Source organism: Tardiphaga sp. (assembly GCF_025356345.1).
GTDB lineage: Bacteria > Pseudomonadota > Alphaproteobacteria > Rhizobiales > Xanthobacteraceae > Tardiphaga.
In genome coordinates this window covers 1-15,087 of sequence record NZ_JANXTC010000021.1, presented here as the reverse complement: position 1 = coordinate 15,087, position 15,087 = coordinate 1, and the positions used below count along the sequence as shown (strand labels likewise).

The window sequence follows — 15,087 nt, the reverse complement described above, 5'->3', positions numbered from 1 at the left end:
TCAGAACGAAGTTCCGCCGCCAAACTTGAACTGCTGCACGCGATCATATGCACCCTTGGTGATCGGCACCGCGTAGTCGAAGCGCAGCGGACCGAACGGGGACTGCCAGATCACGCCCACACCGACCGACGAGCGGACCATGTTGCTATCATCATACTGCAGTCCGGTGCAGGTGCCGACCGTAGCCTTGCTTGCAGGAGTGCAGTTCGCACCGTTCAAAGCTACACCATTTTTAGCTGCATTGTTTTCACCGGTCTGCCCCCAAGAGGTCGGCCCCTGATAATCCCACAGGCCGCCGGCATCGGCATAGACCGCGCCCTTGATGCCAACTTCCTTCGGCAGGAACCAGAACGGCATCTGCAATTCAGCCGAGGCGCCCCAATATTTCGTGCCGCCCAGCGCGTCGCCATAGGACCCCAGGGCAACGTAGCTGATGTCACGCGGGCCAATGCCGTTCGGTGCGAAACCACGGACCAGGTTCGGACCCATCTGGAAGTTGTCCAGCATGCGGATGTCCTTGCCGACGCTGTTCAACATGCCGCCCTGCACCCGCAGCAGACCGACGATGTCGGACACCAGCGGGGTGTAGTACTTGGCATCAACCGTGGTCTTCAGGTAGCTGACGTCGCCGCCAACACCGGCGTAGTCCTGCTTGAACTCGACGAACAGGCCGTCGGTGGGGTTCTTGTTGTTGTCCAGGGTGTTGTAGTTGAGCGTGTAGCCAACCAGCGAGGTGATGGTGGCACCGCCAGCCAGTTCCTTGCGGACGGGCAGAGAGGATTCGCCGTCGGCGTAACAGCCCCAAGTTGTAGAATCGAAAGTTTTGAAAGTGCCAGCCGCATTCAGCGCAGACGGCGTGTTCAGCCCACCATTGTTGTTACAATTTGTCAGTGCCGGCGGCAGCGAGATCTGCTGCTGATAGATCGAGTAGCGCAGCTGCAGCGACAGATCTTCCCGCAGACCGAAACCGAGGCGCGGGCTGAAGCCCATCGTCTTGGTGTTGTACGAGATGTAGCTGTTGGACAGCTGCTCGCGCTGGAAGAAATCGAGGCCGAGCGCGACGCGGTAATCGAGCAGATAGGGCTCGACGAAGGACAGCGAGTAACCGCGGGCATACTGGCCGTACTGCACCGAAGCCTTGGCGAACAGGCCGCGGCCGAGGAAGTTGCGCTCGGAGACGCTGACTTCGCCGAGGGCGCCGTCGGTGGTCGAGTAACCGCCCGAGACCGAGAAGTCGCCGGTGGACTTCTCTTCCAGATCGACCACCAGGATCACGCGATCGCTGGACGAGCCGGGCTCGGTCGAGACCTTCACGCTCTTGAAGAAGTCGAGGTTCTTGAGGCGTCGCTCGGCGCGATCGACCAGCGCCCGGTTATAGGCATCGCCTTCCGAGAGATCGAACTCGCGGCGAATGACGTAATCCCGGGTACGGGTGTTGCCGCGCACATTGATGCGCTCGATGTAGGTGCGCGCGCCCTCCTCGATGGCAAAGCCGATCGAGACGGTGTGGGCTTCGAAGTTGCGATCGCCACGCGGGCGGACCACCGCGAAGGCATAGCCACGCCGCGAGGTTTCGATCTGCATTTCCTCGACCGATTTCTCCAGCGCTTCCGCGTTGTAGAGCGAGCCGACGGTGACGCGGGAGAAGCCGCGCAGCGAGTTGGCATCGAGGGTCGGGATGGTGGACTGCATGTCGACCGAAGAAACGCGATACTGGGCGCCTTCCTCGATCTTGAAGGTGACCAGGAAGCCCTTCTTGTCGGGATCATATTCGGTGAGCGCGGCAACGACCTGCACATCGGCGAAGCCGTTCTTCAGGTAATAGCGGCGGATCAGGTCGCGATCGGCTTCGACGCGGTCCGGATCATAGATATCGCCCGATGCCAGGAAGCTCAGAAGGTTGGATTCGCGGGTCTTGATGACGTCCTTGAGGCGATAGGACGAGTAGAAGCTGTTGCCGATGAATTCGATCGACTTGACGCCGGTCTTCTGGCCTTCGGTAACCGTGAAGATCAGGTCGACGCGGTTGTTCGGCTGCTCGATGATCTCGGGCACGACACTGACGTCGTAGCGGCCGGAGCGGCGATAGATCTCGGAGATGCGGGACGCATCGGACTGCACCATCGGGCGCGACAGCGTGCCACGCGGCTTCGACTGGATCTCGGCGGTAAGCTGGTCGTCCTTGACCTTCTTGTTACCCTCGAACGCGATACGACCAATCACCGGGTTCTCGACCACCGAGACCACCAGACGACCCCCGCCCTGGTTGATCTTGACGTCCTGGAACAGGCCGGTCTCGATCAGAGCCTTGAGGCCATCATCGATATTGCCCTGGTCGAGCCGACCGCTCGGGCCGGGCCGGAAGTAGGAGCGAATCGTCTCAACATCGACGCGGCGATTGCCTTCGACGGCGATCGATGCCGCCGTCTGGGCCATCGCCGTCGACGAAAGAAGCGCTGCCGTCACCGTCGCGGCGACCGGCATGGCGACCAAGAGTGAAGCAGCAAGCAGGCTACCCCGGATTACCCGCAATCCAAAAATCATGCGCCAAGCGCCCTTATCATTCCATCGCCGGCCCGCACCCCTACGGACTGGCAGAATCCCATTTGTTGCTCCGCTTGTAGCCAATTTTACCAAACTGGCAAACGACCTTTCGCGGTGCAATTCCAATTTCATTCCAAGACGTTGCCCATCGGCCACGTTGCCCCGGAGCCGCATCATGACGCCGCCAGATGAAGAATATCGTTATAGGTTGCAAAGACCATTAACATCAGTACCAGCCCCAATCCGATGCGGAATCCGAATTCCTGCGCCCGTTCAGAGAGCGGGCGGCCACGGATCGCCTCGACGGCGTAAAACAGCAGGTGACCGCCATCGAGCAGCGGAACCGGGAACAGGTTCAGCAGCCCGATCGAGATCGAAAGTACCGCCGCCAGGTGAATCAGCGCGGTCAGGCCGATGGTCGCCACCTGCCCCGAGATCTGGGCGATTCGCATCGGCCCGCCAATCTGGTCGGCGGCCTCACGGCCGGTAAATACGCCACCGATATAGGCGATGGTGCGGTCGACGACGAACCAGGTCTCCTTGACGCCCAGCACCAGCGCGGTGGCCGGGTTGACCCGCTCGGTGGTGACTTCACCGACCGCGGTCGCCCGGGTAATGCCGAGCACGCCGAGGCGGTGGACATTGCCGAAGCTGTCCTTGATTTCCTTCAGCTGCGGCGTCGCCTTCAGATCGAGGGTCGAATCGCCGCGCTTGACGGTCACGGTGAGCTGCTCGCCAGCCTTGATGCCGACAATGCGCTGCATGTCGGAGAAGCTGCCAATCGCGCTGCCGTCGATCGCCTTGATGATGTCGCCCGGCTGGAACCCGGCCGTGGCGGCCGCGCTGCCGGCTTGCACGGTATCGACCTGGGCGGTGGTGCTGGGCTTGCCGAAGAAGGTGAACAGCGCGGTGAAGATCACGATCGCCAGGATGAAATTGGCAATCGGACCGGCGGCAACGATGGCGGCGCGCTGGCCGACCCGCTTGTGATGGAAGCTGCCTTCGCGCTCTTCCGCATTCATCGTGGACAGCGCCGCCGCCGACGGCGTCGAGGCCTCGCTCTCGTCGCCGAAGAATTTGACGTAGCCGCCGAGCGGAATGGCGGAAATCTTCCAGCGCGTGCCGCGGCGATCATTGAAGCCGACGATTTCGGGACCGAAGCCCAGCGAGAAGGTCAGCACCTTGACGCCATTCCAGCGCGCAACCAGGAAGTGGCCGAGTTCGTGGAAGAACACCACGATCGTCAGCACAAACAGGAACGGGATGATGTAACCAATAAATCCGTGACTTAACGTAGTGAACCCATGTTGAAAAAACTCAAGCATCCCAATCCCCTAAACGCGAAACCAAAGGCTTCGTCCGCAACATCTAAAATGCCTTTGCGGCAATTTGAGGCAAGAGGGTGGCAGCCATTTCTCTCGCCCTATGGTCAATGGCAATGGCGTCGTCGGCCGACGACAGCGGCGCCAGATTACCAGCCCGCACCCAGTCATTCATGGTGGCCTCGACCAGCCGGGCGATCGCGCCGAAGCGGATTTTTTGCGCGATGAAGGCAGCGACCGCGATCTCGTTGGCGGCGTTATAGACGGTGGTCACGCCATTTCCGGTGCGCAGAGCGTCAAAGGCCAGTTTCAGGCCCGGAAAGCGGGCATAATCGGGGGTCTCGAAGGTCAACGTGCCGACCTTGGCCAGATCGAGCGGCGCGGCGCGGCCGGGGATACGGTCCGGCCAGCCCAGGCAATGTGCGATCGGCGTGCGCATATCCGGCGAGCCGAGCTGCGCCATCACCGAAAAATCCCGGAACTCGACCATGCCGTGAATGATCGACTGCGGATGCACCAGAACGTCGATCTGGTCCGGGCTCAGCGCGAAAAGATACGCTGCCTCAATGACTTCCAGCCCTTTGTTCATCATGGACGCGGAGTCGATGGTGATCTTCTGGCCCATCGACCAGTTCGGGTGCTTGAGCGCCTGTTCCAGCGTCGCCTGCTCGATATCGGCGGCGGCCCAGGTCCGGAACGGGCCACCCGACGCGGTGATGATCACCCGGGTCAGTTCCTCGCGGTTGCCCGAGCCCAGCGCCTGGAACAGCGCATTGTGCTCGGAATCCGCCGGCAGGATGCAGGCGCCGGATTGCGCCGCGCGCTGCATGAAAAAGTCGCCGGCACAGACCAGGCACTCTTTGTTGGCGAGCGCGATGGTGGCGCCGCGATCCACCGCCGCCAGCGCCGGCTTGAGACCCGCCGCTCCGGACACCGCCGCCATCAGCCAGTCCGACTGCCGCTGTGCCGCCTCGATGATGGCGCTATCGCCGGCGCCACTTTCGATCCCGGTGCCGGCCAGCGCCGCCCGCAATTCGCCGAGCCTGGATTCATCGGCCACCGCGACGAAGCGGGCGCGAAATTCCATCGCCAGTTTGACGAGGCCGTCGACATTGGTATTGGCGGTCAACGCCTCCACCTGGTACCGCTCGGGCGCCGCGCGCAGCAGATCCATGGTGCTGTCGCCGATCGAGCCGGTGGCGCCCAATACGGTAACGCGGCGCACGCCCGAGGCGGCGGCCTTGTCGTTTCGCAACGGAACTGCACTCATCGAATCACCAAACCATAATACCGCGACCGACGCCATCGGCGCCGCCTCGCACAAGACCGATCACCGCGGCTGCGACAACCGCGAAGACATAGCCATCGAGCCGGTCCAGCAGACCGCCATGACCAGGGATGATATGGCTGGAATCCTTGACGCCGAACCGCCGCTTGACCGCGGACTCAAAGAGATCGCCGAGTTGCGACATGGTGGTCAGCGTCGCGGCCAGCAGCAGCAGCGGCACCAGCCGACCGATACCAAAGGCAGCAAAGCCCGCCGCCACCGCAAGGCTCAGGACAATGCCGCCGATTGCGCCAGCCCAGGTCTTTTTCGGGCTGACGCGCGGCCATAGCTTGGGGCCGCCAATCCCCCTGCCCGCGAAATAGCCGCCGATGTCGGTGACCCAGACCACCAGCAGGATGAACATCAGCGCCGTGAATCCCCACTGCGGATCCAGCCGCACCATCACCGACGCCGCCAGCGCCGCCGCCGCATAGACGATTCCGAGCGTCACCCAGCCAAAGCGATCGGCGCCGACAATCATCCGCCATTCGATGAAGAGGCCAATCGACACCAATGTGACGAGGCCCGCCCACAGCCAGCCGCCCATCCAGACCACGAAGATCGCAACGGGAATCATCACCAGCGCGGTAAGCACCCGCGTCAGGAGATTGCGCAGACCGCGATCATCCGGTTGCGGCGCCGCCTTGTCCTGATTCACGCCCGTCACGAACCGGTTTTCGCGGTGAGCCCGCCGAAGCGGCGCTCGCGCCTTGCATATTCGGCAATCGCGCCTTCCAGCGCGGACTTGTCGAAATCCGGCCAGTGGATCGGCACGAACACCAGCTCGCTATAGGCCGCCTGCCACATTAGAAAGTTCGACAGCCGCTGCTCGCCTGAGGTGCGGATGATCAGGTCGGGATCGGGAATGTCGGGCGCATCGAGATACTGACCGAGCGAATCGACATTGATGCTGTCCGGCGTGCGCTTGCCGTCCGCCACCTCCTGCGCCAGCCGCTGCGCGGCCTTGGCGATCTCGTGCCGCGAGCCGTAGTTGAAGGCGACCACCAGATTTAGCCGGGTGTTACCGCGGGTGAGGTCCTCGGCTTCCGACAGCAGGCCGCGGATGTCCGGATCGAGACCCTCACGTTCACCGATCACCCGGACGCAAACGCCGTCGGCATGCAGCGAGGCCAGATCGTTGCGGATGAAGCGGCGCAGCAGCCCGAACAGATCGCGGATTTCGGTCGCCGGGCGCGACCAGTTTTCCGAGCTGAACGAGAAGATCGTCAGATAGAGAATGCCGAGTTCATTGGCGGCGCGTACCACGCGGCGCAGCGCATCGACGCCGCGGCGGTGGCCTTCCGCGCGCGGCAAGCCGCGGGCCGCGGCCCAGCGCCCATTGCCATCCATGATGATCGCGACATGCAAAGGCGAGGATCGGTCTGATCCTTCGGTTGCGGGCGCGGCGGCGTTCGACATCGGTTGGTCCCCGGCACATGATTCGCCAGAACCTGTGTTCTGGCGAGGACTTCATGCGCGCTGCGAAAGTTCAGAACGCGGTCATCAATCGAAGCGGGTTTCGATCCGGCTGATGCCGCGCAGGCGTGCGGTGTACGCCTAGACCTTCATAATTTCCTTTTCCTTGGCGGCCAGCAACTGCTCGATTTCGGAGATCGATGCATCGGTCGCCTTCTGCACTTCATTGTCGAGGCGCTTCTGGTCGTCCTCGGTGATTTCGTGCGCCTTTTCCAGCTTCTTGATGTGGTCGATGCCGTCGCGGCGGACATGTCGCACGGCGACCTTGGCGGCTTCGGCGTATTTGTTGCCGACCTTGACCAGTTCCTTGCGGCGCTCTTCGTTCAGCTCGGGAATGCGAAGCCGCAGCACCTGGCCTTCGGTGGCCGGGCTGAGACCGAGGTTGGAATCGACGATCGCCTTTTCGACGGCCTTGACCATGCCCTTGTCCCAGACCTGCACCGACAGCAGACGCGGCTCCGGCACGGATACGGTGGCGACCTGGTTCAGCGGCACGTGGCTGCCATAGGCTTCCACCTGGACCGGCTCCAGCATCGACGCCGCCGCGCGTCCGGTGCGCAATCCGCCGAGTTCATGCTTCAGCGCCTGGGTGGCGCCCTGCATGCGGCGCTTCAGGTCGTTGATATCGAATGGGGCCATGGGGGCCATGCAGCTCTCCTCTTGAAACCTGTGGGTCCGATCCGCCACCGGCGGATCGGCCTGCATTGAAACTCAGCCCGCGACGATGGTGCCGCGACCCGTACCGCTCAGAATGGCGCCGATCGAACCTGGTTCGGCGATTGAAAACACGATGATAGGCAGCGACGTCTCGCGGGCAAGCGCGAAAGCCGTGGCGTCCATGACCTTGTAGTTGCCCTCGACGGCCTGCGAGTGGCTGAGCCGCTCGAACCGGGTCGCCGCGGGGTCCTGCTTCGGATCCGCGCTGTAGACGCCATCGACATTGGTGGCTTTGAGCACCGCGGTGGCGCCGATCTCGGCGGCACGCAACACCGCGGTGGTGTCGGTGGTGAAGTACGGGTTTCCGGTGCCGCCAGCCAGCAGAACGATACGGCCTTCGGACAGGTATTTATGCGCGGCGGCGCGGGTGAACAATTCGCAGACCTGCGGCATCACCATCGCCGACAGCGTCCGCGCAGGCACGGCTCGGCGCTCGATCGCGGCTTCCAGCGCCAGACAGTTCATCACCGTGGCGAGCATGCCCATGGTGTCGCCGGTCGGGCGCGAGACGCCGCGCGACGACACTTCGACGCCGCGAAAAATATTGCCACCGCCCACCACGACGGCGATTTCGACGCCGAGTTGCTGCGCTGCGATGAGGTCGCCGGCGATGCGGTCGATGGTCGACTGATCAATGCCGAACGGCTGACCACCGGCAAAGTATTCGCCCGAAAGCTTGATCACGACGCGACGATAGAGCGGCTCACCCATAATGCGATCGCTTCCCTTCGAGGCGGAGGCTCCCGGCATCGATCTGCCGGGAGTTGGTTCGTGCCGTGATTACTTCTGGCCGCTGACGGCCGCGACTTCGGCGGCGAAATCGGAGGTCTGCTTCTCGATGCCTTCGCCGAGCGCGTAGCGCACGAAGCCGGTCAGCTTGATCGGCGCGCCAACCTTGCCCTCGGCATCCTTGATGGCCTGGGCGACCGACTTGGTGGTGTCATGGATGAACGCCTGGTCGAGCAGGCAGACTTCCTTGTAATAGGTCTTCAGGCCGTTCTCGACGATCTTCTCGATCATCGCCTCGGGCTTGCCCTGCTGACGATACTTGTCGGCCATCACGTCCTTCTCGCGCGCCACGACGGCGGGATCGAGCGACGCCGAATCCACGGCCTGCGGGTTGGTCGCGGCGACATGCATCGCGATCTGCTTGCCGAGGGTGGAAAGCTCGTCGGTCGCGCCGGTCGATTACAGCGCGACGATGATTCCCATCTTGCCGAGGCCTTCGGTCACGGCGTTATTCACATAGCTCGAGACGACGCCGGCGCTGACTTCCAGCAAGGCGGCGCGACGCAGCGTCATGTTCTCGCCGATCGTCGCAATCGCCTCGGTGATCGCGGTCTCGACGTTGGCGTCGCCAACCTTGTGCGCCTTGATCGCCTCGACGTCGGCGCCGACCTTGAGTGCGACCTGGGCGATCATCTTGACCAGGCCCTGGAACTGCTCGTTGCGGGCGACGAAATCGGTCTCGGAATTGACTTCGACCACGACGCCCTTGGTGGCGGCGGTGACGACGCCGATCAGGCCTTCCGCGGCAACGCGGTCGGACTTCTTGGCGGCCTTTGACAGGCCCTTGGCGCGCAGCCAGTCGATCGACGCCTGCATGTCGCCATCATTGGCGACCAGCGCGTTCTTGCAATCCATCATGCCGACGCCGGTGGTCTCGCGGAGGTCCTTGACCATCGCTGCGGAAATCGTTGCCATCGTTGAACCCTTTGCCTGCCAGGGCGAACGCGGCGCAGCCAGTGCTGCACGCCGCGTCCTGCCACAGGAACTATCATCCAGAAATTTCAGTTGAAGGTGTGGCCGGGCGGGCCGGCCACACAACGCTGTCGTCGGCGTGATCTCCCCCGCAAACCGGAGGCCGGCTTGCGGGATCAGGCCTGCGTTATTATTCGGCTTCCGCCGTCATGGTCTTGGCCTGGGTGACCCAGCCATCGGCACGGGTCGGCAGGCCGACATCTTCGCCGATCTTGTGCGCGGTGTCGTGATCGAGTTCAGCCAGCTGCCAGAAGTGGAAGATGCCGAGGTCGTTGAACTTCTTCTCGATCTCGCCGGACACGCCGGTGAGCTTCTTGAGGTCGTCGGCCGAACCGCGCGGACCGGCAAGACCCTGGAAGCCAACCGGCTCCGGAGCCGCGATGGCTTCCTCGATCGGCGCGGCGGAGGCGCCGATGTCGTAGCCGGAATCGCCCTGGGCGCGCGAGATGCCGTCGATGACGGCGCGGGCGATCAGGTCGCAATACAGCGTCAGCGCACGGCCGGCGTCGTCATTGCCCGGGACCACATAAGTGATGCCCTTGGGGTCCGAATTGGTGTCGACGATCGCCGCCACCGGGATGCCCAGACGCTGGGCTTCCTGGATCGCGATGTCTTCCTTGTTGGTGTCGATCACGAAGATCAGATCGGGCAGACCGCCCATGTCCTTGATGCCGCCGAGCGAACGGTCGAGCTTGTCGCGCTCGCGCTGCAACGTCAGGCGCTCCTTCTTGGTATAGGCCGAGGCATCGCCCGAATTCAGCACTTCGTCGAGGTGGCGCAGGCGCTTGATCGAACCGGAAATGGTCTTCCAGTTGGTCAGCGTACCGCCGAGCCAGCGCGAATTGACGAAGTACATCGCCGAACGCTTGGCGGCTTCCGCCACGACGTCCTGGGCCTGGCGCTTGGTGCCGACGAACAGGATGCGACCGCCCTTGGCAACGGTGTCCGACACAGCCTGCAGCGCGCGGTGAAGCAGCGGCACGGTCTGGGCGAGATCGATGATGTGGATGTTGTTGCGCGCGCCGAAGATGTAGTCAGCCATCTTCGGGTTCCAGCGGTGCGACTGGTGGCCAAAGTGGACGCCGGCTTCGAGGAGCTGACGCATAGAAAATTCAGGAATCGCCATAGTTCTAATTCTCCGGTTGTTTCCTCCGGAAGCGTGTGAGCAATCAAGCGTTTAGGCAGGAAATCTGCGGTCAGGCCGGAATGCCACCGGACGGCGGTTAAGCCATGCTTCCGTGTGAGATGGCGCGGTATATAGCCGGATTCCCGGGATAAGCAAGGCAAACCGGCGGGTTTACCAGTGTGACCGCCTTCTGAGGCGCGCGAGCGACAGTTTTCGAGAATTACCTCTACCCCCGCGCCTCATGCGGGCTCCTCACTTTGCCTCAAGCCCGATGCCAATCGAGATCGTTTCCCGGACGCGGTGCGGCGCGAAGGACCGCTCCGCCGATCCGGGATCCCGGTACCGTCCAAGCCGGGCCCCGGATCTGCGGAGCACCACGCCGCTAATAGGCGGCGCAGTGCACCGCGTTCGGGGAACGAACGAGCGCAATTGCCCCTACAGCATCTCGACCTGCACCACCCCGGTCACCGCCTTGATGGCGCCGGCGATCTGCGGCGAGATGCGGAAGCGGCCGGGGAGCTTCATTTCCACCTCGGTTTCCAGGTTCAGCATCATCACCACGGAGACGTCGCCCTCGCCGGCGCCGCCACTCGGCGCGGTCAGCTTCGGCGGTGGCGCGCCGCGCCCGGTATTCAGGGTTGGCGCATCCGGGCCCGACAGCCGCTTGACGATCGAATCCAGCGGCTTGGTGTCACGCAGAAAAATGCGCAGACCCTTCTGGGTCTTGGCCGCCGCGGCATCGAGCGGCTCGGCTTGCAGCACGCGGGCGCGGACGTCCTCGCCCTGTAACTCGGCACCGAGTTGCAGCAGAACCGCCGTGCCGGGCTCCAGCACGTCGCGGAACTGGGCCAGCCCCTCCGAAAACAGCACCGCCTCGAAATGGCCGGTGGGGTCGGACAGGCCCATGATGCCCATCTTGTTGCCGGTCTTGGTCCGGCGCTCCTGGCGCGTCACCACGGTCGCGGCCACTTTGCCGGCGGTGGCGCCGGACTTCACGGCGCGGCAGAACTCCGCCCAGCTCTGAACCCTCAAACGCTTCAGTACCACCGCGTAATCATCGAGCGGATGGCCCGACAGGAAGAAGCCGATGGCATCATATTCGCGGCGCAGCTTTTCGGCCGGCAGCCAGTTGTCGATCTGCGGCAGCATGATGGTCGGCGCATCGGCCGCGCCGCCGAACATGCTTTTCTGACCAATTGTCTTATCCTCATGAGCGCTCTGACACGCCGCCAGGATCGCCTCGGCACCGCCGAACACCCGGGCCCGGTTGGCGTCCAGCGTATCGAAGGCACCGGCGGCGGCGAGGCTCTCGATGACGCGCTTGTTGATGGCCCGCGGGTTGGCGCGCGACGCAAAATCCGCCAGCGACGTGAACAGGCCTTTCTTGCGTTCTTCGACGATCAGGTCGACCGCGGCGCCGCCGACGCCCTTGAGGCCGGCCAGCGCGTAGAAAATGGTGTTTGCCGCGACCTCGAAGGTGGCGGCGGAACGATTGATGTTCGGCGCCTCAAGCCTGATATCGAGCCGCTGCGCCTCGGCGCGGAATTCCGACAGCTTGTCGGTGTTGCTCATGTCCAGAGTCATCGACGCAGCGATGAACTCGACGGGGTAATGCGCCTTCATATAGGCGGTGTGGTACGACACCAGCGCATAGGCCGCCGCGTGCGACTTGTTGAAGCCGTAGTCGGCGAACTTGGCGAGCAGGTCGAAGATCGTGTCGGCCTGCTCCTTCGCCACACCGTTCTTGACCGAGCCCGCGATAAAAATTGCGCGCTGCTTCTCCATCTCGGCGCGGATCTTCTTGCCCATCGCACGGCGCAGCAAGTCTGCGTCGCCGAGCGAGTAGCCGGCCATCACCTGGGCAATCTGCATCACCTGTTCCTGGTAGATGATGACGCCGTAGGTCTCCTTCAGGATCGGCTCCAGCATCGGATGCAGATATTCCGATTGCTCGTCGCCGTGCTTTCGCGCGCAATAGGTTGGAATGTTGGCCATCGGGCCCGGCCGATACAAAGCCACCAGCGCGATGATGTCCTCGAACCTGTCCGGCCGCATGTCGACCAGCGCGCGGCGCATGCCCTGGCTTTCCAGCTGGAACACGCCGACCACTTCGCCCTTGGCCAGCATCGCATAGGTCGCGGCGTCGTCGATCGGCAGCGTCGGCAGGTCGACATGGATGTTACGCTGTTTCAGCAGCTTCACCGCGACGTCGAGCACGGTGAGTGTCTTCAGGCCGAGGAAGTCGAACTTCACCAGCCCCGCGGGCTCGACCCATTTCATGTTGAACTGGGTCACCGGCATGTCGGATTTCGGATCGCGATACATCGGCACCAGCTCGGACAGCGGGCGGTCGCCGATCACGATGCCGGCGGCATGGGTCGAGGCGTGCCGGGTCAGGCCTTCCAGCCGCAGCGCGATGTTGAAGGCGCGCGCCACCACCGGGTCTTCGTCGCGAAACGCCTGCAGCTTCGGCTCGGACTCGATCGCCGCCGCCAGCGTCACCGGCGCCGCCGGATTCTGCGGCACCAGCTTGGTCAGCTTGTCGACCTGGCCATAGGGCATCTGCAGCACGCGGCCGACGTCGCGCAGCACGCCGCGCGCCTGCAGCGTGCCGAAGGTGATGATCTGCGCCACCTGGTCGCGGCCATAGCGCTGCTGCACATAGGTGATGACCTCGCCGCGCCGCTCCTGGCAGAAGTCGATGTCGAAGTCGGGCATCGAGACGCGTTCCGGATTGAGGAAGCGCTCGAACAGCAGGCCGAATTTGATCGGGTCGAGGTCGGTGATGGTCATCACATAGGCGACCATCGAGCCCGCGCCCGAACCGCGGCCAGGGCCGACCGGGATGCCCTGCTGCTTCGCCCACTTGATGAAGTCGGCCACGATCAGGAAGTAGCCGGCGTAGTTCATGCGGTTGATGACGTTGAGCTCGAAGTCGAGCCGCGCACGGTAGTCTTCCTCGGTCATGCCCTGCGAGACGCCGTGAACCGCGAGCCGCCGCGTCAGGCCCTCCTGGGCCTGTCGCTTCAGCTCCTCGGCCTCCTCATGTTCCGCGCCGGCGGCATTGGAGCTGGCGCCGACGGTGAAGCGCGGCAGAATCGGTTTTCGCGTGCGCGGCCGGAACGAGCAGCGCTCGGCGATCTCCACGGTGGAGGCCAGCGCCTCCGGCAGATCGGCGAACAGCACCGCCATTTCCGAGCGGGTCTTGAAGCGATGCTCCGGCGTCAGCTGGTCACGCTCGGTATCGGCGATCATCTTGCCGCCAGCGATGCACAGCAGCGCGTCGTGGGCTTCGTAGTCGTCGGCGGTCGCGAAATACGGCTCGTTGGTGGCGACCAGCGGAAAGCCCTTGCCATAGGCCAGATCGATCAACCCGGCTTCGGAGCGGCGCTCCTTGTCGACGCCATGGCGCTGCAATTCGATATAGAGCCGGTCGCCGAACAGCGAGGCCAGGCGGTCGCAGCGGGTCGCGGCGAGCGCGGCCTGATCGGCATGGATGGCGAGTGCGATCGGCCCCTCCGGCCCGCCGGTCAGCGCGATCAGGTCCTCGGCCTCCTCGAGCAGCCATTCGAACTTGATATGCGGCGTCTGGTGGATCGGGGTCTCGAGAAAGGCGCGCGAATTCAGCTTCATCAGGCTGCGGTAGCCGCGCTCCCGCGCCGCCAGGAACACCATCCGCGCCGGCACCGCATTGAGCGCATTGCGAGCGCTGGGATCCTGGTCGCCGAAATCGACCGCGATCTCGCAGCCGATGATCGGCTGGATACCGTAGCCGGCCAGCTTGTCGGAGAATTCCAGCGCCCCGAACATATTATCGGTGTCGGTCAGCGCCAGCGCCGGCTGATGATCGGCCTTGGCCAGATCGAGCAGCTTCTGGATCTTGATCGAGCCCTTCAGCAGCGAATAGGCGGAATGGGTGTGCAGATGGACGAAACCGGGACTGGGCACGGCTGCGGGCTGTTGGCTCATGACGTCAGGCAATCATCGAATCGAGGGATCGCGGCAGCCCCGAAAGACCGACTCGCCGATCTATCGTGATGCCTGCGCCGGAGCCTGTCCATGTGAAACCCGCCAGCCCGGCAAAGCGTCCCCGCTTTCCCATCGACGCCTTTGCGCCAGCGGGCGGGTCCGGCTCAAAGCTGCGGAATCAACTGCGCCCACACGGCAATCATGCCCACAAACAATACGATCGACGCCATTGCCGCGGCTTCTTCAACGAAAGTCTTCAACATGTCAGCCTCCGTGTTACTGGAACATATGCAGAACAATGTTCGCATTTTGTTCCTGGAGTCAAGTTCGACTGTTGCCCTTGGATTTGAATGCAAATGGATGGTTAACGGCGTAGCTACCGTGGCCGATAGAACAGATGTGAGTTGACGAAACCTCGCCCAGCCGGCTCTGTGCGGCCCAAATACCCCATGCGTCGGCCAGCGAGTCGGCAGGAGATTTTCATGCTCAAAGCGCTGTTCGCCCTGATCGCCCTCGGAACGGTCGCCGCCGTCGATTGCAGCCCCGCCGCGGCCTCGCCCAGCGGGTACCCGTTCTGCATGCGCTCACTGTATGGCGATGACGACTGCAGCTACTCGACCTACCGGCAGTGCGCGGTCACCGCTTCCGGCCAGGGCACCACCTGTTTCCAGAACCCGGCGCTGGCCCATTCGCCGGCCTACACCGAACAGCCGGCGCCACGCTCCCGCAGCCGCCAGCGCCGCGGCTACTGAGCCGAAGGCACCGTCAGGCAGGTCAGTCGAGTTCGATGACCTTGCCGTTTTCCAGCGAGACCCTGCGGTCCATCCGGCCCGCCAGCTCCATAT

At 63.6% G+C, this 15,087-nt stretch carries 10 protein-coding genes and 1 pseudogene; 1 reads left to right on the top strand and 10 read right to left on the bottom strand.

Annotated elements, in window-relative coordinates; genetic code table 11:
• The 10 genes and pseudogenes from bamA to dnaE form a co-directional block, all read right to left on the bottom strand.
• Complete coding sequence (gene bamA / locus Q0S16_RS01135) at positions 1 to 2,544, bottom strand: outer membrane protein assembly factor BamA (RefSeq protein ID WP_295844092.1); 2,544 nt, start codon at positions 2,542 to 2,544, stop codon at positions 1 to 3.
• Positions 2,545 to 2,717: 173 nt separating this feature from the next.
• Positions 2,718 to 3,869: an RIP metalloprotease RseP gene (gene rseP, locus Q0S16_RS01130; RefSeq protein WP_295844090.1), complete on the bottom strand. Its 1,152-nt coding sequence runs from the start codon at positions 3,867 to 3,869 to the stop codon at positions 2,718 to 2,720.
• 43 nt (positions 3,870 to 3,912) lie between these two features.
• The gene (gene dxr, locus Q0S16_RS01125; RefSeq protein ID WP_295844086.1) at positions 3,913 to 5,136 is read right to left on the bottom strand and encodes a 1-deoxy-D-xylulose-5-phosphate reductoisomerase; all 1,224 of its coding nucleotides are present in this window, start codon (positions 5,134 to 5,136) and stop codon (positions 3,913 to 3,915) included.
• A 4-nt stretch (positions 5,137 to 5,140) separates the two neighbouring features.
• On the bottom strand, positions 5,141 to 5,851 hold the full coding sequence (locus Q0S16_RS01120; RefSeq protein ID WP_295844100.1) for a phosphatidate cytidylyltransferase: 711 nt from the start codon (positions 5,849 to 5,851) through the stop codon (positions 5,141 to 5,143).
• Positions 5,852 to 5,856: 5 nt separating this feature from the next.
• Positions 5,857 to 6,612, bottom strand: a complete 756-nt coding sequence (locus tag Q0S16_RS01115; RefSeq protein ID WP_295844085.1) for an isoprenyl transferase — start codon at positions 6,610 to 6,612, stop codon at positions 5,857 to 5,859.
• Between the two features lie 138 nt (positions 6,613 to 6,750).
• The gene (gene frr / locus Q0S16_RS01110) at positions 6,751 to 7,308 is read right to left on the bottom strand and encodes a ribosome recycling factor (RefSeq protein ID WP_295844097.1); all 558 of its coding nucleotides are present in this window, start codon (positions 7,306 to 7,308) and stop codon (positions 6,751 to 6,753) included.
• 72 nt (positions 7,309 to 7,380) lie between these two features.
• Positions 7,381 to 8,097, bottom strand: coding sequence for a UMP kinase (pyrH, locus tag Q0S16_RS01105; protein WP_295844083.1), 717 nt, complete (start codon positions 8,095 to 8,097; stop codon positions 7,381 to 7,383).
• A 69-nt stretch (positions 8,098 to 8,166) separates the two neighbouring features.
• Positions 8,167 to 9,090 (bottom strand): annotated as a pseudogene (gene tsf / locus Q0S16_RS01100) (translation elongation factor Ts).
• A gap of 187 nt (positions 9,091 to 9,277) precedes the next feature.
• Positions 9,278 to 10,273, bottom strand: a complete 996-nt coding sequence (locus Q0S16_RS01095; RefSeq protein ID WP_295844081.1) for a 30S ribosomal protein S2 — start codon at positions 10,271 to 10,273, stop codon at positions 9,278 to 9,280.
• 435 nt (positions 10,274 to 10,708) lie between these two features.
• The gene (dnaE, locus tag Q0S16_RS01090; RefSeq protein WP_295844095.1) at positions 10,709 to 14,221 is read right to left on the bottom strand and encodes a DNA polymerase III subunit alpha; all 3,513 of its coding nucleotides are present in this window, start codon (positions 14,219 to 14,221) and stop codon (positions 10,709 to 10,711) included.
• A gap of 503 nt (positions 14,222 to 14,724) precedes the next feature.
• Here dnaE and Q0S16_RS01085 point away from each other — a divergent pair.
• Complete coding sequence (locus Q0S16_RS01085; RefSeq protein ID WP_295844078.1) at positions 14,725 to 14,994, top strand: DUF3551 domain-containing protein; 270 nt, start codon at positions 14,725 to 14,727, stop codon at positions 14,992 to 14,994.
• The last annotated feature ends 93 nt before the right edge of the window (positions 14,995 to 15,087 follow it).